At 60.1% G+C, this 18,474-nt stretch carries 19 protein-coding genes; 14 read left to right on the top strand and 5 right to left on the bottom strand.

Annotated features, from left to right (window positions below):
* Positions 1-22: 22 nt before the first annotated feature.
* Complete coding sequence (locus D3870_RS01060) at positions 23-496, top strand: Lrp/AsnC family transcriptional regulator (protein WP_119741498.1); 474 nt, start codon at positions 23-25, stop codon at positions 494-496.
* 33 nt (positions 497-529) lie between these two features.
* Entirely contained in the window at positions 530-913 is a 384-nt protein-coding gene (locus D3870_RS01055) for a tautomerase family protein (protein ID WP_119735943.1), read from the top strand.
* 136 nt (positions 914-1,049) lie between these two features.
* On the opposite strand, the gene fmt is transcribed toward D3870_RS01055, so the two are convergent.
* On the bottom strand, positions 1,050-2,003 hold the full coding sequence (gene fmt, locus D3870_RS01050) for a methionyl-tRNA formyltransferase (RefSeq protein ID WP_119735941.1): 954 nt from the start codon (positions 2,001-2,003) through the stop codon (positions 1,050-1,052).
* 101 nt (positions 2,004-2,104) lie between these two features.
* A complete protein-coding gene (def, locus tag D3870_RS01045) occupies positions 2,105-2,641 on the bottom strand; it encodes a peptide deformylase (RefSeq protein ID WP_119735939.1) in 537 nt (178 codons plus the stop codon).
* 192 nt (positions 2,642-2,833) lie between these two features.
* Between def and D3870_RS01040 the strand changes: the two genes are divergently transcribed.
* The 5 genes from D3870_RS01040 to D3870_RS01020 all read left to right on the top strand — a co-directional run bounded on the left by D3870_RS01040 (position 2,834) and on the right by D3870_RS01020 (position 9,169).
* Positions 2,834-3,934 (top strand): LysM peptidoglycan-binding domain-containing protein, encoded by a 1,101-nt coding sequence (locus D3870_RS01040; protein ID WP_119741496.1) that lies wholly within the window; start codon positions 2,834-2,836, stop codon positions 3,932-3,934.
* A gap of 18 nt (positions 3,935-3,952) precedes the next feature.
* A complete protein-coding gene (dprA, locus tag D3870_RS01035) occupies positions 3,953-5,062 on the top strand; it encodes a DNA-processing protein DprA (protein WP_119735937.1) in 1,110 nt (369 codons plus the stop codon).
* Between the two features lie 230 nt (positions 5,063-5,292).
* Positions 5,293-5,769, top strand: coding sequence for a Smg family protein (locus D3870_RS01030; RefSeq protein ID WP_119735935.1), 477 nt, complete (start codon positions 5,293-5,295; stop codon positions 5,767-5,769).
* Between the two features lie 311 nt (positions 5,770-6,080).
* Complete coding sequence (locus D3870_RS01025) at positions 6,081-8,720, top strand: DNA topoisomerase III (protein ID WP_119735933.1); 2,640 nt, start codon at positions 6,081-6,083, stop codon at positions 8,718-8,720.
* 104 nt (positions 8,721-8,824) lie between these two features.
* On the top strand, positions 8,825-9,169 hold the full coding sequence (locus D3870_RS01020; RefSeq protein WP_119735931.1) for a DUF4870 domain-containing protein: 345 nt from the start codon (positions 8,825-8,827) through the stop codon (positions 9,167-9,169).
* A gap of 64 nt (positions 9,170-9,233) precedes the next feature.
* On the opposite strand, the gene D3870_RS01015 is transcribed toward D3870_RS01020, so the two are convergent.
* Positions 9,234-9,641, bottom strand: coding sequence for a GFA family protein (locus D3870_RS01015; protein WP_119735929.1), 408 nt, complete (start codon positions 9,639-9,641; stop codon positions 9,234-9,236).
* A 176-nt stretch (positions 9,642-9,817) separates the two neighbouring features.
* Between D3870_RS01015 and D3870_RS01010 the strand changes: the two genes are divergently transcribed.
* Positions 9,818-10,036 carry a glycine zipper 2TM domain-containing protein gene (locus tag D3870_RS01010; RefSeq protein ID WP_119735928.1) on the top strand — a complete coding sequence of 73 codons (219 nt, stop codon included), beginning with the start codon at positions 9,818-9,820 and terminating at the stop codon, positions 10,034-10,036.
* Positions 10,037-10,648: 612 nt separating this feature from the next.
* Here the strand turns inward: D3870_RS01010 and D3870_RS01000 are convergent.
* Together D3870_RS01000 and D3870_RS00995 are read right to left on the bottom strand one after the other, a co-directional pair.
* Positions 10,649-11,203, bottom strand: coding sequence for a methylated-DNA--[protein]-cysteine S-methyltransferase (locus D3870_RS01000; RefSeq protein ID WP_119735926.1), 555 nt, complete (start codon positions 11,201-11,203; stop codon positions 10,649-10,651).
* 3 nt (positions 11,204-11,206) lie between these two features.
* Positions 11,207-12,694, bottom strand: a complete 1,488-nt coding sequence (locus tag D3870_RS00995; protein ID WP_119735924.1) for a DNA-3-methyladenine glycosylase 2 — start codon at positions 12,692-12,694, stop codon at positions 11,207-11,209.
* Between the two features lie 330 nt (positions 12,695-13,024).
* Between D3870_RS00995 and D3870_RS00990 the strand changes: the two genes are divergently transcribed.
* The 6 genes from D3870_RS00990 to D3870_RS00965 are packed head-to-tail and all read left to right on the top strand — an operon-like array spanning position 13,025 to position 18,251.
* Positions 13,025-14,269 (top strand): amino acid ABC transporter substrate-binding protein, encoded by a 1,245-nt coding sequence (locus tag D3870_RS00990; RefSeq protein ID WP_119741495.1) that lies wholly within the window; start codon positions 13,025-13,027, stop codon positions 14,267-14,269.
* A gap of 5 nt (positions 14,270-14,274) precedes the next feature.
* Positions 14,275-15,138, top strand: coding sequence for a branched-chain amino acid ABC transporter permease (locus D3870_RS00985; protein ID WP_119735922.1), 864 nt, complete (start codon positions 14,275-14,277; stop codon positions 15,136-15,138).
* The gene (locus tag D3870_RS00980) at positions 15,135-16,100 is read left to right on the top strand and encodes a branched-chain amino acid ABC transporter permease (RefSeq protein WP_119735920.1); all 966 of its coding nucleotides are present in this window, start codon (positions 15,135-15,137) and stop codon (positions 16,098-16,100) included. The genes D3870_RS00985 and D3870_RS00980 overlap by 4 nt, the downstream gene beginning before the upstream one ends.
* Entirely contained in the window at positions 16,097-16,870 is a 774-nt protein-coding gene (locus D3870_RS00975; protein WP_119735918.1) for an ABC transporter ATP-binding protein, read from the top strand. The genes D3870_RS00980 and D3870_RS00975 overlap by 4 nt, the downstream gene beginning before the upstream one ends.
* A complete protein-coding gene (locus D3870_RS00970; protein WP_119735916.1) occupies positions 16,867-17,598 on the top strand; it encodes an ABC transporter ATP-binding protein in 732 nt (243 codons plus the stop codon). Before D3870_RS00975 ends, D3870_RS00970 begins: the two co-directional genes overlap by 4 nt.
* The gene (locus D3870_RS00965) at positions 17,595-18,251 is read left to right on the top strand and encodes a 2-hydroxychromene-2-carboxylate isomerase (RefSeq protein ID WP_199710479.1); all 657 of its coding nucleotides are present in this window, start codon (positions 17,595-17,597) and stop codon (positions 18,249-18,251) included. Before D3870_RS00970 ends, D3870_RS00965 begins: the two co-directional genes overlap by 4 nt.
* Positions 18,252-18,474 lie beyond the last annotated feature (223 nt).

Raw genomic sequence — 18,474 nt, 5'->3', positions numbered from 1 at the left:
CCGCATTTCCGGGGCGCAGATCATGGAAAAACTCGATCGCTACGACCGCATCATTCTGCAAACGCTGCAGGCGAACGGCCGCGCCTCCAACGTCGAACTGTCGGACAAGGCCAACCTGTCCGCGCCGCAGTGCTACCGCCGCGTGCGGCGCATGGAAAGCGAAGGCATCATTCGCGGCTACATGGCACAGGTCGATCCGGCGACCATCGGCCTGGGCGTGGTCGCCTTCGTCAATCTGAACATCGACCGCGAGCAATTCAAGCAGGTGCGCGCGCTGGAAAAAGCGATCCGCCAGTTCCCGGAAATTCTCGAGTGCTACACGATTTCCGGCGATTTCGATTACCTTCTGAAAGTCGCGTCGGCCGATCTGAAATCGCTGTCAAACTTCCTGACCGATCGCCTGATGCAGGTGCCGGGCGTATCCGGTGTACGCTCGATGGTCTGCCTGGAAGAGATCAAGCCCGCCAGTCCGCTGCCGCTGGACAAGGCGGGTTGATTCCATTTTTTTCACAACCAAAAAGGAGAAGCAATGCCGCTGGTGACCGTAACCCTTCGCAAAGGCAAGTCCCGCGAGTTCAAGACACAGGTACTGGAGGCCGCCCACAACGCGCTGGTCGCATCCGGCGTGCCGGCGACAGACCGTTTTCAGCGCGTGCTAGAACTGGATGCGGACGATTTCCGCTTTGATCCCGCCTATCCGGACCTGACGAGCAATCGAACCGACGATTTCGTGTTGATCGAAATCCTGCTGTCAGTCGGGCGCAGCGTGAAGGTGAAGAAGAAAATTCTCGCCGACATCATCGGCGCAGTATCGCAGGCACCGGGGCTTGATCCGGAAAACGTGATGATCTGCTTCAAGGAAACGTCGTGGGAAAACTGGTCGTTCGGCGGCGGCAGATTGCTGCACGTTTGAGCGGAGAGTGTCCGATAACGCCTCCGAGCGAGTCGAGGGAACGACGCCAAATCATGCTGCGTCGGGATTCCTCGCCCCGCTCGGAATGACAAGAAAATGCCCGAATAGTTTTTGAAGGGCAGTCATTCACGCCGCATCAATCGAAGCGCCCGCCTTCCATCTTGAAGCCCTTCAGGAATTCCGCCGCCGGCAGGCGCTTGCCGCCCGGCTTCTGCAGTTCCGTCAAGCGCAACGCACCGTCGCCGCAGGCGACGACGACGCCGGACTGCGGACCGGCTTCCAGCACCTGGCCGGATGTCGCACCGTTCGTTGCGGACAGTACTTCGGCGCGCCACAGCTTGACGGAGGCACCGCCGAACGAGGCCGACGCGCCGGGAAAGGGATTGAAGGCGCGAATCTTGCGCGCCAGGCTTGCCGCCGGTTGCGAAAAATCCAGCAGCGCTTCCTCTTTCGTGATCTTCGCCGCGTAGTTCGCACCAGCTTCCGGCTGCGGCGTCGCGCCCAGCTCGCCGCGTTCGAGCTTCTTCAGCGCCTCGACAATCAAGCTGCCGCCCATGTGCGCCAGCTTGTCGTGCAGCGTGCCGGTCGTCTCGTCGGCGGCGATCGGCAGACGGTCGATCAGCAGCATCGGCCCGGTGTCGAGCCCCTCCTCCATCTGCATGATGGTCACGCCGGTTTCCGCATCGCCCGCTTCGATCGCGCGATGGATCGGTGCCGCACCGCGCCAGCGCGGCAGCAGCGAGGCGTGGATGTTGATGCAGCCGTGCTTCGGAATGCCGAGCACGCTGCGCGGCAGGATCAAACCGTAGGCGGCCACCACCATCACGTCGTGTTCGGTTGCTTGCAGCAGATCGTGCGCTTCGCGCGCGATCTCGGGATATTTGCCGTCGCGCCGCAACGAGACCGGCTGCGCAACCGGCATGCCGTGCGCCAAGGCATACTGCTTGACCGGGGAAGCCTGCAGCTGCATGCCGCGTCCGGCGGGACGATCGGGCTGCGTCAGTACGAGGGGAATGTCGAAGCCTGCATCATGCAGGGATTGAAGCGCCGTTGCGGCGAATTCCGGAGTGCCGGCGAAGATGATTTTCATGGGCCTGGATTGTATACGCTGTCCAGCGGCGCGCGGAACCGGGAAGCGTACAAGCATCGCCGCGCAGCGTCCGGCAGACTGCCGCGGCGGCGGATGGCGACCTACCTGGTGGCCGCGACGGGCCTCCGGTCCCGGTTCAGTTCGCGCTCTTCCTTCAGCAGTTTCGTCTTGATGCGATTGCGCTTCAAGGGCGACAGGTACTCGACGAACACCTTGCCCTTCAGGTGATCCATCTCGTGCTGGATGCATACTGCGAGCAAGCCGTCGGCTTCCAGCTCGAACGGCTTGCCTGCCAGGTCCAGCGCGCGCACCTTGACGCGCGCCGGGCGCTCGACGCCGTCGTAGATGCCGGGCACCGACAGGCAGCCTTCGTCATAGACCTGGCGTTCGTTGCTGGCCCAGGTGATTTCCGGGTTGATGAACACGCGCAAATCGTCGTGGGTTTCGGAAGTATCGATCACGACCAGCTGTTCGTGCACATCGACCTGGGTCGCGGCAAGACCGACGCCTGGCGCGTCGTACATGGTTTCGGCCATGTCGGCGGCAAGCTTTTTCAAGCGCTCGTCGAACACGGTTACCGGCTTTGCAATCTTGTGCAAACGCGGGTCTGGATAGCGAAGAATGGGTAATAAAGACATACGGCTTTTGCGCAACAATGCGCCTCATTAAGAGCGCGGTTTTTCTTGCTAGTTCAAGGATTTATGTGCAGAATTTGATTCAATTTGGCAAGTTTCCGCAGTGCAACTTATTGCACAACAAACAACTTGATGCGGCTGCTCATGCAGCTCAATCCCGTGCCTGATTCCGACGCCACACTCACTGGACAAACCATGAAAAAGTTTAGCACAGTCGCCCTCGTCCTCGCTTTTGCCGCCGCTTCGCACGTCCACGCAGCAAGCGACGCCGACCCGGCCCGATCAGCGCGCTGTGCCTTCCTGCCGAACGCCCCGGATCAGCACAAGGTGGTGCGCGGCGATACGCTGTGGGACATTTCCGGAAAATTCCTGCAGCATCCGTGGTGCTGGCCGCAGGTGTGGGGCATGAACCGCGAGGAAATCCGCAATCCGCACTGGATCTATCCCGGCCAGATCGTGTATTTCGACCGCGCCGCAGGCCGCCTGCGACTGGGCAAACCGGTGGGCGACAAGGGCGGCATGCCGACCGTCCGACTCTCGCCGCAGGTGCGCACGGAAGGCCTCGGGCAACAGGCAATCCGCTCCATTCCATCCCAGATCATCGAACCCTTCCTGTCGCAGCCGCTGATCGTCGAGGAACACGAGCTGCAGAACGCGCCGCGCATCATCGCGGCAGAAGAAGGCCGGGTCAATGTCGGCAAGGACGACCGGATCTACGTGCGCGGCGATCTGCAGGCCGGCACCGCGTTCCAGGTGTTCCGTCCCGGCAGCCCGCTGAAAGACCCGATCACGCAGAAAATCATCGGCTACGAATCGGCCTATCTGGGCTCCGTCAAGCTGCAGCGCGCCGCGCGCACGAACGACGAAGCGCACGTCTTCACCGTCGTCAGCATCAAGCAGGAAATGGGCGCCAACGACCGCTTGTTGCCGATGCCGCCGACGCCGATCATCAACTATGTACCGCATCCGCCCGAGCAGCCGGTCGATGCCAGCATCGTATCGATCTACGGCGGCGTCACGCACGCCGGGCAGAACCAGATCGTCACGATCAATCGCGGCCGCAACCAGGGCATCGACGTCGGCACGGTGCTGGAGCTCTATCGTTACGGTCCGATCATCACTGACCCGACGCAAGGCAGCAGTTATTGGTCCAGAAGCGCGAATCGGGTCAAGCTGCCGGACCAGCAGTACGGGAACCTGTTCATCTTCCGCGTATTCAATAACATCTCGTACGGCCTGATCATGCAGGTCACCGATACGGTGAAGGTCGGCGACGTCGCCAAGTCGCCCGAATAAACGACGCTCCGCACAACGATGACACATGCGAAGCGAGCCGAAGAGCTCGCACACTGGATTCGACTGGAGCAAACGCCAGGCGTCGGCCCTGAAACCGCGCGCAAGCTGCTGAGCGCGTTCGGCCTGCCGGAGAAGGTCTTTGCCGCCGGCTTCGCGGCGCTGAGGCAGGTCGTTTCCGAGCGCGTCACCGCCGCGCTCACCGCGCCAGAGTCCGCCGAGATGCGGGCGCAAATCGACAAGACGATCGCGTGGGCGGAACAGCCGGGCAATTTCGTGTTGACGCTGGCCGATGCAGGCTATCCGCAAGCACTGCTCGACATCGCCGATCCGCCTTCGATTCTGTACGCCAAGGGCCGCGTCGAATTGCTGTCCAGTCCGTCACTGGCCGTGGTCGGCAGCCGCAACGCGACCGCGCAAGGCATTGTCAACGCGGAAAAATTTTCGGAAGTGTTGAGCCACGCGGGCCTGACGATCATCTCCGGCATGGCGCTCGGCATCGATACCGCGGCACATGAGGGCAGCCTGCGCGGCATGGGCTCGACAGTCGCCGTGATCGGCACCGGCGCGGACATCGTCTACCCGGCACGCAATCGCGGGCTGGCGCACCGGATCGCCGCCGAAGGCTGCATCATCAGCGAATATCCGCTCGGGATGCCTGCCATCGCCGCCAATTTCCCGCGCCGCAATCGCATCATCTCCGGCCTCGCGCGCGGCGTACTGGTGATCGAGGCCGCGGCGCAATCCGGCTCGCTGATCACGGCGCGCATGGCAGGCGAACAGGGCCGCGACGTGTTTGCAATTCCCGGCTCGATCCACTCGCCGCTCTCCAAAGGCTGCCATCAACTCATCAAGCAAGGCGCGAAGCTGGTGGAATCGGCGCAAGACATTCTCGAAGAGCTTGGCGAGTACGAAACGCCGGCGCACGCCGCTGCCATGAACGAAGCCGGCACCGCTATCGCTCTCGACGATCCGCTCCTACGCGCCATGGGATTCGACCCGGTGGATATCGACACGCTTGCCGCGCGTTGCGCACTCGACGCTGCATCGATCAATGCGCAACTGCTCACGCTGGAGCTGGAAGGCTCGGTCGAAAACCTTCCGGGCGGAATGTATCGACGCCTCGTGTAATGCGCTTGTTGCATCCTCATCAAAACGGCGGCGGCGCTTCAGCCATTCTTCCTTTTACGTTATCCTGCAAGGCACGCTACTCGCTGGCTCGCACTGCCTGACGCGCCTTTCTGTGTCATCATGAAAAAGCAGTGGAAATTCAAGTCGTGACAGTGTCATTTCAGTGTCATTTATCTGCAACCCGATATTTGGGACTTGTGTCACAACGACCTTAACGCTAGAGTAGAACCATGTTTGACGTCCTTGTTTATCTCTACGAAACCTACTACCGACCGGACGCCTGCCCCGATTCGGAGGCGCTGGTAAAGAAGCTGTCGGCCATCGGCTTCGAGGAAGATGAGATTTCGAAAGCGCTCGGCTGGCTGACCGATCTGGCCGAAGCAACCAACGAACTTTCCGATAATTATCCGCAGCAGACTGCCTTTTCATTCGGCTTCCGCATTTATGCGCAGCAAGAAATGGACGTGCTCGGAACCGAAGCGGTCGGCTTCATCCAGTTCCTGGAGTCGGCGAAAGTGATCAACCCCGTTCAGCGCGAAATCATCATCGAGCGCGCGCTGGCCGTCAGCGAACCGCAAATCTCGCTCGACAAGCTCAAGGTCATTGTGTTGATGGTGCTGTGGAGCCAAGGCAAGGAGCCGGATGGCCTCATTTTCGACGAACTGTTTTCGGACGACGAAGACGCCGAACCTCGTCTTTTGCATTAATGACATCGCCGCGCCGGCGCACGGATTGCACTTTCGTACCGGCACGATTGCCTTCCGATCAGATTTTGTTCAACGGCAATTGACAAACTCCCTCGCTTGCGATTTTCCGCGCAACCCGCTTATCATTGGCCGCTTGATCGGCTCATTTCATAAATATCAAGACCGATGTCTCTGAAATGATTTGCGGATGCTTGCTATATTAGTAGCCGTTCCTGTATGGCAATCTCTGCATCGCATGCCGCCCCTGGCTTTGCTGCATTTGGCTTTGCCTTGTTTCGCGCACTTTCCGCGCCAATTTCGAGACCCAATTTATGACCAAGACCCTCATCATCGCCGAGAAGCCCTCCGTCGCGAACGATATCGCGAAGACGCTGGGCGGCTTCACCAAGCACGATGAGTACTTTGAATCCGACGAATACGTGCTGTCTTCCGCCGTCGGCCATCTGGTCGAAATCGCGGTGCCGGAGGAGTACGACGTCAAGCGCGGCAAGTGGACTTTCACGCATTTGCCGATGATCCCGCCGCATTTCGCGCTGAACCCGATCGCCAAGACCGAGTCGCGCCTCAAGGTACTCAACAAGCTCATCAAGCGCAAGGATGTCACCTCCCTGATCAACGCCTGTGACGCGGGCCGCGAGGGTGAACTGATCTTCCGCCTGATCGCGCAGTACGCGAAGGCGAAGCAGCCGATCAAGCGGCTGTGGCTGCAATCGATGACGCCGGGCGCGATCCGCGACGGCTTCAGGCACTTGCGCGACGACGGGGAAATGCTGCCGCTGGCCGACGCCGCGCGCTGCCGCAGCGAAGCCGACTGGCTGATCGGCATCAACGGCACGCGTGCCATGACCGCGTTCAATTCGAAGGAAGGCGGCTTCTACCTCACCACCGTCGGCCGCGTGCAGACACCGACGCTGTCGATCGTGGTCGAGCGCGAGGAGAAGATCAAGAACTTCGTGTCGCGCGACTTCTGGGAAGTGCGCGCCGAATTCATCTGCGCCGCCGGCATCTATGAAGGCCGCTGGCTCGACACCAAATTCAAGAAGGACGAAACCGACCCGGAGAAGAAGGCCGAACGCCTGTGGAGCAAGGCCGCTGCCGAATCCATCGTCGCTGCCTGTCGCGGCAAGCAGGGCACGGTCACGGAGGAATCGAAACCCGCCACGCAAATCGCGCCGGCGCTGTTCGACCTGACCAGCCTGCAGCGCGAGGCGAATGCGCGCTTCGGTTTCTCGGCGAAGAACACGCTCGGTCTCGCCCAGGCGCTGTATGAAAAGCACAAGGTGCTGACCTATCCGCGTACCGATTCGCGCCACTTGCCGGAAGACTATCTCGACACCGTCAGGCAGACGCTCGACGTAGTTGCCGAGAGCAACAACTATCACCAGTTCGCGTCGCAGATCCTGAAGAACAACTGGGTCAAGCCGAACAAGCGCATCTTCGACAACGCCAAGATCAGCGATCACTTCGCGATCATTCCGACCACGCAGGCGCCGAAGCATCTGACCGAGCCCGAGCAGAAGCTGTACGACCTCGTGACGCGCCGCTTCATGGCGGTGTTCTTCCCCGTGGCGGAATTCCAGGTCACCACGCGCTACACCGAAGTGTCCGGTCATCAGTTCAAGACCGAGGGCAAGGTGATGATCAATCCCGGCTGGCTGGCGATCTACGGCAAGGAAGCCGCCAGCGACAAGGACGAGGAGAACGCGGGCACGCTGGTGCCGGTGGCGAAAGACGAAAAGGTCAGGACCGAGAAGATCTCCGCCAACGGCCTCGTCACCAAACCGCCCGCACGCTATTCGGAAGCGACGCTGCTGTCGGCGATGGAAGGCGCGGGCAAACTGGTCGATGACGAGGACTTGCGCGAGGCGATGGCCGGCAAGGGACTCGGCACGCCGGCCACGCGCGCGGCGATCATCGAAGGTCTGTTGAACGAGAAATACCTGCTGCGCGAAGGGCGCGAACTGATCCCGACCGCGAAGGCGTTCCAGCTGATGACGCTGTTGCGCGGACTCGGCGTGGATGAATTGACCGCGCCGGAACTGACCGGCGAATGGGAATACAAGCTGGCGCAGATGGAACGCGGCAAGATCAGCCGCGAAGAATTCATGCGCGAGATCGCGCAGATGACGCAAGTCATCGTCAAGCGCGCCAAGGAATACAACAACGACACGATTCCCGGCGACTACGCGACGCTGAAGACGCCGTGCCCGAACTGCGGCGGCGTGGTGAAGGAAAACTACCGCCGCTTCGCCTGCACGAACTGCGAGTTCTCGATGTCGAAGACGCCGGGCAGCCGCCAGTTCGAGGTGGCGGAGGTGGAAGAACTGCTGCAGAAGCGCGAGATCGGGCCGCTGCAGGGATTCCGCTCGAAGATGGGCCGCCCGTTCGCCGCGATCCTGAAGATCGCGCGCGACGAAGACAACAACAACTTCAAGCTGGAATTCGACTTCGGCCAGAACCAGGATGAGGGCGAGGATGGCGAAGGCGTCGATTTCACCGGCCAGACGCCGCTCGGCGCCTGCCCGAAATGCGGCAGCGGCGTGTATGAAATGGGCCTGGCCTACGTGTGCGAGAAGACTGTCGCCAAGCCCAAGGCCTGCGACTTCCGCAGCGGCCGGATCATCCTGCAGCAGGAAATCCTGCCGGAGCAGATGGCGAAGCTGCTCAACGACGGCAAGACCGACCTGCTGCCCGGCTTCGTTTCGCAGCGCACGCGCCGGCCGTTCAAGGCCTATCTCGCCAAGGGCAAGGACGGCAAGATAGGCTTCGAGTTCGAGGAGCGCAAGGCGAAGGCGCCGGCCAAGGGCAAGGCAGCCGCCAAGGACGCCGACGAAGGCACGGCCGCGCCTGCGAAGACGGCGGCGAAGAAGACGGCGGCAAAGCCCGCAACCAAGACCGCCGCAAAGAAGGCTGTCGCGAAAAAAACGACGGCGCGCAAAGTCGCGGCCTGATCGCCGCGACGACGCGCGTCTTTCCACGCCGAAGGCCGCTGCCATGCTCAACAAGCGAGTGTGCAGCGGCTTTTTTGCACGCAGTCGATTGAGAGGAATATTCCATGAATGAGATCATCGAGACCGACCCGACCAAGGATGAATGCAATCTCGCCATGCTGGCGCACCTGCTCGGCATCTTCACCGGCTTTGTCGGTGCGCTGGTGCTGTGGCTGGTCAGGAAGGATGACGGCGGGTTCGCCGCGCAGGAAGCGAAAGAGGCGCTGAACTTCCAGATCACGCTCGCGATCGCGTTTGTCGCGTCCATCCTGCTCAAGGTGATCCTGATCGGCCTGCTGCTGATACCGCTCGTTTTCATCGCCAACTTCGTCCTCAGCCTGGTCGCTGCAATCGCGGCATCGAAGGGCAAGGCGTACCGCTATCCCTTCATCCTGCGCCTGGTGCGCTGATCGTCCGCCGCGACATGGCATGCGTCCGCGTGTGCCACATTCTCTACCTCACTCGTTCCTGACATCAGCCGCGCCCGGGCTCTTGCCCGTCGTAACGCGGCAATTCGTCGTCCATGGCTGCCCACGCCGGCACGTTCGCCGTGAAGATATGGGCGACCGGCGTCGCATCCACCGCATTGTCGATGGTCCCCATGCGCAGCCGCAGCACCTCGGGCGCATCATCGCGGCGCGAGTACAGCGGCGCGCCGCAACGGCGGCAAAATGCGCGTTTCTTGCCGGGCGATGATTCGTATTCGGCAATCAGCTCCGAGCCTTTCCGCCAGCGGAATTGCGCGGCGTTCACCGGCGCGGCAACGACCGTGCTTGTGCCCTGCGCCTTGCGGCAATCGCTGCAATGACAAACCGTGATGGTGCCGAATTCCCCTGCATAGTCGTATTGCACGCCGCCGCATAGACAGCTTCCGTGGATCATTGTGTTTCCCCCATGCTCATGGTCGAAATTGTCCGCATACATATGCGCATTTTGTTTCATTCAGAAAACCTGCTGCTGAACAAAACGGTGATCGCAGAGTCCAATTTACATGATTGAAGGCATCGCATTGGAGTCAGTCACGCAACAACGATGCCATTGATTGATTCGGAGGCCCTATGATTACGCGGAGCATGATATCGATCATCGGTGCGGTCGCGCTGGCTTCGGCATTGGCGGGCTGCGGTACGCCGAGCCGGCAGCAGGTGGGCATCGGGACCGGCGCTGTGGTGGGCGGCGTGGCAGGACATGCCATCACCGGCGGCAGCACGCTAGGCACGGTGGGCGGCGCAGCGGCTGGCGGCCTGATCGGCAATGAAGTGAGCAAGAAGAAATAGCGTCTCGTTGAAGGATGTATTACAGACGCAGCATATCCGTGCATGTGGTTCGTGTAATGCAGCGGTGCGTACTGTGAAACACGCCGGCAATGCAAGCATGCGATGGCATTTATCCGCTGCACGAATTCACTCATGCAACGGATGATTGCCTGACGACCGAATGGAACTTCCAATGACCCATGGCTTCTACTAAAAGCAGACGTGCAATATTGGCATGACAACTTGTCATGCCACATCGCCCCTTGTTTTTTGGAGAATCTCATGATGATGAAATGGACCATTCCCCTGGCGTGTGCATTAGTGCTTGCCGCATGCGGAACAACTCGCACCGGAACGACCTCCGGCACTTCAGGTGCGTCGACTGCGCCTGGCACCTCCGCTTCCAGTCCCTCAAGCAAATCTCCCACCACCACCCCGAGCGGCGGCGCATCAACTTATGGCGGCCCGTCTGGGGGTTCGGACAGCGGCGGCATGAGCGGGACAGGCGGCGCTGGCACTTCAGGCGCAGGCACATCGGGAGGAGCCGGCACTTCCGGCACTGGTGGCACCGGTACTTCACGCTGATCACCCGAACAGTATGCTGCGCGGCACACTGCGGTTTTCCATCTCCCGCTAGACAACTAGAGATGCATGGTCCGGTGCGACCGGATCGTGCATCTTCTGTCGTTTCTGCGTCCCGGTTACGTCTTCACTGCGTTCGCGTTCGAATGCGAGTAGATGACGCTTGCGCTCCAATCCTCCCGCATATCCTGCCAAGGCCCCCGATGTGCCCAGCACGCGATGACAGGGGACGATGATGGAGACCGGGTTGCGCCCAATCGCGGTGCCTGCGGCACGGATCGCTTTCGGCCTGCCGATGCATTGTGCAATCGATTGGTAGCTCGAGATATGCCCGAAAGGAAGTGACAGCAGTTCACGCCAAACGGCTTGCTGGAATTCGGTACCGCGCAAATCCAGACGCAAATCAAAGGCAGTACGCCGCCCCTCGAAATATTCGTTGAGCTGCACCATCGCCGCCTGCAAGTGCGGATGGTCATGACTTCGTTCCCATCCTTGCGGGCCCTTGAAGTGTTTGTGCTCCTCGAAATACACACCGCACAATCCTTGTTCGCTCGCTGCAAGCAACAGGGTGCCGAGCGGGCTGGAGTATTCGCTGTAAGAGATCATGGTTCATGTCGTCCATAGAATGAGCGCCGCATAGCCGCGCCACGGGGTCCACGCTGCCGCGCGCGCGGCAAGCTGTTTTTCGGTGAGCCGGCCGGAAGGTTCGTCTTCGGCGGCGGCTTTCTGCAATCCGAGATCACCGACAGGAAAGGCGTCGGAAAAGCGCAATGCGCGCAGCGCGATGTAGTGCGCGGTCCAGTCGCCGATGCCGCGCACCGTTTTCAGATGCGCCACTGCTTCTTCCAGCGTCATGCCGGGTCGCATGTTCAAGCCGCCTGCTGCGGCAAATTGCGCCAGATGCCGGATCGTTTGCGCCCGCGATTGCGGCAGTCCGATCTGCGCGATTGCCGCAATGTCGGTTGCGGCCAATTTCCCGGCCCGCGGAAAGTGGTGCGTGACATTCGCAAAAGGCGTGTCGCCCGGCTCGCCGAAGCGCGCGACCAGCCGCCCCGACAGAGTGGTGGCGCCGGCCACGCTGACCTGTTGGCCCAGCACTGCGCGCACCGCCAGTTCGAACGCATCGAACGCACCGGGTACGCGCAAGCCGGGCGTGGTTCGGATGTGCGTGCCCAGCAACGGATCGCCTTGCAGATGCGCCTCGATCACGGCGGGATTCGCGTCGAGATCGAACTGCGCGCGCACCTGCGCCAGCAATGGCATCAGCACCGGTGCGAGCGAAGGCGCGACCTGCAATTCCAGAAAGTGCCTTGCCTGAAGATGCGTCACCTGCATCCATCCCGTCACCTCGCCGATGCGCACGCTGCGCAGGTATACGCCCCGCTCCTGCTGCACCGCTTCCACGCCGCCTATCGCGCGCCCGGCCAGATAGCGCAGGATGTGCGCCCAGTTGAACGGCGGCCGATATGCGAGCCGCAAGGTCAATGCATCCTGCGCAACCGCATCGTCCTGCGGCGTGGCGCGGCGGATGTCGCCCGGCGCGATGCCGTAGCGTTCGGCAAACAGCGAATTGAAACGCCGCACGCTGCCGAATCCCGCCGCATACGCGACGTCGGCCATCGGCATGCGCGTTTCTTGCAGCAGCTTCTTCGCAAACAGCAGGCGCTGCGTCTGCGCCAGCTCGACCGGCGTGACGCCGAAATGCTGCAGCAATACGCGGCGCAACTGGCGCGACGACAAGCCGACTTCACCGGCAAGGCGCTCGATATCGCCATCGTTCAACGCACCGGCCGCAATGCGCTGCCAGACCGCGTGCGCGAGGTTCTGCTGCAATGCATACGGTGCGAGTTCGGGCCGGCAACGCAGGCAGGGGCGAAAGCCCGCCGCCTCCGCCGCAGCCGCCGACGCGAAGAAGGTGCATGAGGATTCGCGCGGCGTCTTGACCGTGCAGACCGGACGGCAGTAAATGCCCGTCGTCTTCACGCCGGTGAAGAACACGCCGTCAAAGCGCGTGTCCTTGGCGGCGAGCGCGCGGTAGCAGCTTTCTCTGCTTAAAGGCGATGCGCCGTCGTACGCGAGATGTGAGAGATCTTCCATGCTTTCTTTATACGCGCCAGCCCCAAGCCCGTCTAGCCATTTTCGGACATGAGAATTCTTCCCCGAATATCCAGTTGATTGGTACAAACACGATGCAAGATTTTCACTTAGAGCGTCTAACAAAATGAAGCGAAGCGGTTCTGAGTAGGCGCGTCGCCGCAGACAGTACGACTTGTACGGCAAGGCGGCGCAACACCCTCAGAATCATTTTGTTAGGCGCTCTAAAGACAACGGCATTCAAAAAGTGGATAAGTTAAGTTAAAAAGCTTCGTTTCCCTTGCGACATGGCTTTGAAACAATGCGAGATTCTTCATCTCTCCCATGAATGCAATGAAAACCATCGCACCTCTCCCTCTTCTATCTCTTTCGCGCCGTACTCTGCTGAAAGCCTCTGGCGCTTTCCTTATTACCGCCACACTAACGGGCCATCAAGGTGCGGCTTCTGCTGCGGACGATGTGATTCGCATCGGCGCGCCGCTTCCGGTAACAGGCGCTTTGTCGCCGGAAGGAACCAAGCTGCGACAGGGCTACGACTTGTGGCTGGAACAAGTGAATGCCCACGGCGGCATCAAGGTCGGCAATCAGCGCCGCAAGGTTGAACTCGTATTCGGCGACTACCAATCCAACACGCCGCGTGCCGTGCAATTGGCAGAGAAAATGATCGTCGAAGACAAGGTCAATTTTCTCTTCTCGCCATTCGGCTCCGGAGCGACGAAGGCAGTCAGCTCGGTTGCCGAAAAATACGGTACACCGATGATTGCATCGTCGGCATCCTCGAATGAGGTATTCAATCAGGGCTACAAGAATCTGTTCGGCATTTACACCGACAACAGCACGCTCAGCGAACCGATCGCCACCTTGGTGCGCGCGAAAGGTCCGCAAATTCGCCGCGTTGCCATCCTGGCGCGCAACGATTTATATCCGCTGTCGCTGGCCAATGAATTCGAAAAGTCAGCCAGGAAACGCGGCTTCGAAGTCGTCTATTTCGAACGCTACCCAATCGGCACGCTGGATCACGCAGCAGCCATCAGCCAACTTCGCAACAGCAAGCCTGATTGGGTCATCGTGACCGGCTATATCAACGACCTGATTCTCGTACGCAAGCAGCTCGCCGATCAGAAGGTAACGACGCCGGCGCTCACGATGATCAATGGTCCGGCCTATCAGGAATGGGCAGCGGCATCGGGCGACCTCGCAGAAAACGTGACTACCGCAAGCTGGTTCCATTCCGTGTTGCGTTACAAATCCAATGATCTCTTCGGTTCGACGGAACGCTTCGTCAAACTGTTCCGCGACAAATACAAAGCCGATCCGGATTTCACGCAAGCATCCGGCGCCGGCGTTGGCGTGTTGCTTCAACTCGCCATCGAGCGCGCCGGCAGCATCGATCATGAAAAAGTACGCGCTGCATTAAGGCAAGGCAACTTTGCCACCTTCTTCGGCCCGCTCAGTTTCGACGCAACGGGAATTGCCAACTCTTACACGCCGCCGGTATTCCAGATCCAGAATCGCAAGGTCGCCGTGGTGTATCCCTCTGAGGTGAAGACTGCCGATTTCCAACTCGGTACGCGTTGAGCAGCATGTACTGGCAAATCATCACAAACGGCCTCCTGCTCGGGGGGCTTTATAGCTGCATCGCCGCCGGCTTTTCACTGGTCTGGGGCGTGCTTAACATCATCAACATCCTGCATGGCTCGCTCATCGTGTTGGGCGCTTATCTGGCGTACTTCGCCCATGCACAGTACGGCCTGAATCCTTTCGTGATAGCGGTCCCTGTCGGGCTTGCGACTTTCGTGTTTGGCTATGTCATACAAAGAGTGTCGATCAATCGCGTGATCGGCAAGCCCGTGCTCATCACGTTATCGCTGACCTTCGGTCTGGACCTGATTCTCAACGACAGCATGATTTCGCTGTTTCAAGCCGACTACCGAAAAATCTCGTTCGATCCGCCGTTACCGATTATCGAGATCGGATCGGTGCTGATTCCCGTCGACCGATTGATCGCCACGGCAATCTCGCTGGCGTGCGTTGTCGTGATCTGGATATTGTTGCGATCGACCCGCCTTGGGCGGGCCATCATCGCAGTACGGGCGGATATCGCCACTGCACCGTTGATGGGAATTCGTGTCCATGATGTCTACGCCCTGAGCTTCGCCATCGCGGCGGCATTGGCAGGCATATCGGGCGCGCTGCTGGCAGCGATCTTTCCCATCTCGCCACTGATGGCAGGTGGTTATCTCAGCAAATCGTTTGCAATCTGCGTCTTTGGAGGCTTGGGAAATTTGCCGGGTGCCATCGCTGGAGGATTGGCACTTGGACTCATCGAAAGTCTGGCATCTGCCTGGTTTGGTCCGCAATACATGGTCACCGTGTCGTTCTGCGTCCTGCTTGCGCTGTTGTACTTCAAGCCGAACGGCATGTTCGGCAAGCGAGGATTCGAATGAAACGCTTTTTCCAATACACCCGCACCGCCTCGCTTCCGCTTGCGATCGTTGCCGCAGTTCTGGTCGCTTCCGGTCTGATTACCGGTGATGGCAGCACCTATTCCCTGCGCCTGGCGACCACGCTCGCGATGTATGTCGCCTTGGCCTATTCGTGGAATTTGATCGGTGGACTTGCTGGTTATCCCGCCTTTTCCACCGCCGCTTTCTTTGGCCTGGGCGCCTACATCGGCGGCATCCTGCAAATATCCGGAGTGTCGCTGGGGTCCGCCGCAGTCGCGGCTGGCGCAGGAACAGGTTTGTTCGCCGCTGTGCTTGGGCTGATTCTGCTGCATCTGCGGGGGCATTACTTTGCCATCGCCACAGTCGTCATCGCGGAAGTGTTGCGCGAAATCATCTTGAATGCGCCGAACGTGACGGGCGGCGGCATGGGATTGAATCTGCCGCTGTTGCAAGGCTCGGTGCTGGATCAGGCGCAGATGTATTTCGGCGCAATGACTGTCTGCGCCTTCGCTGCATTTGCCACCAATATATTGGTCGTGCGCAGCCGTATCGGCTTTGCGTTGAACTGCATCGCGCAAAACGAAGCCGCTGCGGCCACACTGGGCATCAATGCTCGCAAATTCAAGGTGATTGCATTCACCTTGTCGAGCGTCTTTCCTGGTATCGCTGGGGCGATTTATGCCTCATGGGTGAACTATATCGATCCAACCGATGTGTTCGACATCGGACTGTCGGTCAAGCCCATTATCATGGCGCTGCTCGGCGGCGCAGGCACTTTAGCCGGACCACTTCTCGGTGCGCTCAGTTTCGTCGCCGTCGAGGAAGTGGTATGGCGCAATCTTCTGAACTTCCACAGCGGCATGCTGGGCGTCTTGATTGTGTTGCTGGTGATCTGGCTGCCCGGCGGCGTGATCAGCATCTGGCACGGAGTCGTGCATCGCAGGAAAGGGGGGCTGCAATGAGCACTTCCCTGCTGGAGCTGAAAAACGTCTCACGCAATTTCGGCGGCGTAACCGCCATCGATGGGCTGAATCTCGACATCAAGGCCGGACAACTGATCGGTCTGATCGGCCCCAATGGCGCGGGCAAGACAACACTGATCAATTTGATGACCGGCGTGCTGCGTCCCACGACTGGCAGCATTCGCCTTGAAGGCAAAGATCTGCTGCGTCTTCCGCCGCATCGCATCGCACGCGCCGGCATCGCTCGGACCTATCAGATTGTGCAACCGTTTCCACACATGTCGGTACTGGATAACGTGGCGGCCGCAGCACTGTTCGGCGGCGGCGCGTCGTCCTTCGCCAGCGCTCGCGAGGCGGCGCGCGAACATTTGCAATTTTGCGGCCTGGAAGCGGTGGCTGCGCAATCGGCCGGCACACTTTCGCTGGCCGGACGCAAACGCCTCGAACTCGCGCGCGGGCTGGCGTTGAAGCCAAAACTGCTGCTGCTGGATGAAGTCAACGCCGGGCTTAACCCAAATGAGCTGGATGGCGCCATCGCGTTGATCCGCGCCATCGCGGCACGCGGCGTCACGATCCTGCTGACCGAACATTTGATGCGGCTCGTGCTGCAAGTTTGCCAGCGCATCATTGTTCTGCATCAGGGCAAGCTGATCGCCGACACGACTCCAGGCGAAGTCGTGCGCGATGCTGCCGTGATCTCCGCCTATTTCGGCGAACGCTATGCCATGAAAGCAAACCATGCTGGCAGCACGACAACGGAGGGGGCATGAGCGGCGCAACCAGGTTACTGAGCGTGCAGGGCCTTGGCGCAGGCTACGGCGACATCGCGGTTTTGAATGACATCTCGTTCGACATTGACGTTGGCGACCTGGTCGCACTCATCGGCTCCAACGGAGCAGGCAAATCGACACTGTTGCGTACCTTGTCCGGGGTAATCAAGCCCTCTGTCGGCAAGGTGCAATTCAATGGCGAGGAATTGTGCGGAGTCGCGCCCGAGCACATCGTCGCGGCAGGCTTGATTCATGTTCCGGAAGGCCGGCGGCTGTTCGCCGGCTTGAGCGTCGTGGACAACCTGCTGGTCGGTGCCTATTTGCGCCGCGACGGCAAAGCCGCCATACGGCGTTCCATTGACGAGGTGTACTCGCTGTTTCCTCGGCTGGCGGAACGCCGCCATCAAGATGCAGCCACGCTTTCCGGCGGCGAGCAGCAGATGTGCGCGATCGGTCGTGGCTTGATGGCCAATCCGCGCCTCTTGCTGATCGACGAACTATCGCTCGGACTGGCACCGCGCGTGGTCGATGAACTGATTGCCGCCATGCACCGCATCAATGCACGCGGCACGACCTTGCTTGTCGTGGAACAGGATGTGGAAGTGGCGTTGTCGTTGGCGCGCCATGGCCTGGTGCTCGATCAGGGCAGCATACGCCTGAGCGGTGAGTCGTCCAGCTTGCGCCAGCATCCCCTTATCCATGCCGCTTACCTGGGAGAAGTATTGTGATTGCCCCCGTCCAGACGCAAAACGGACAACCCCGTCCACGTGTCGAGTTCTATTTCAGCTTCATATCCCTGTGGTCTTATATCGGCAGCCTTCCGTTTCAAGAGTTGATCGCCCGTCGCAATATCGACGTGGTTTACAAACCCATGGATTTGTATCAAGTCTTTGCGGCCACCGGAGGAAAACCGCCAAAGGAACGCTCGCCCGCGCGGCAGGCGTATCGGCTGGCGGAAATGGCCCGCTGGAGCAGAATGCGCAAGATCCCGTTGAACAACGAGCCGCGCTACTACCCCGCGCAGCCGACGCTCGGTCACCGCATGTTGCTGGCAGCATTGAGCGACCCTGCTGTCGATGAACAATCGATACACGGTTTCGTGCATTCCGCATTGAAGGCGGTATGGGCCGACGCACTGAATATCGAAGACGAAGCCACGCTGATCCATTTGGCGGAGAAGAACGGTTTGAACGGAAAAGGCTTGCTGGCAGCTGCTGCCGATCCGGTCCTGCACGACAAGGAACAGGCGCTGACGGCCGAAGCCTTGCAACGCAATGTCTTTGGCGCGCCCTTCTACATCTTCGAAGGCGAACCGTTTTGGGGGCAAGATCGTCTGGAATTGCTGGAAATGGCAATCGTGGCCGCCGCCGAAAAGGCCTGAACGTCACCCGCTCGCAACGGCACGCCATCGGGACAGCGATACGTGTACCTCATCGCTTGTCACGGCGAAACAGCCGCCGCACATTCTCCCCCACAGTGCAATTGATGATCGCATCTGCTTGCGGTCTCACATTGGTGTTGACTGCGCCAACCCTCAGTCCGTCGAGCCGTTTTCGGATGTGATTCGGGGCTCAAAAAATCATGCATGAATGGAAACTTTTCGT

The organism is Noviherbaspirillum cavernae, from assembly GCF_003590875.1.
GTDB lineage: Bacteria > Pseudomonadota > Gammaproteobacteria > Burkholderiales > Burkholderiaceae_D > Noviherbaspirillum > Noviherbaspirillum cavernae.
Note: the sequence above shows the minus strand (reverse complement) of the source record. Positions and strands in the feature narration are given on the sequence as shown.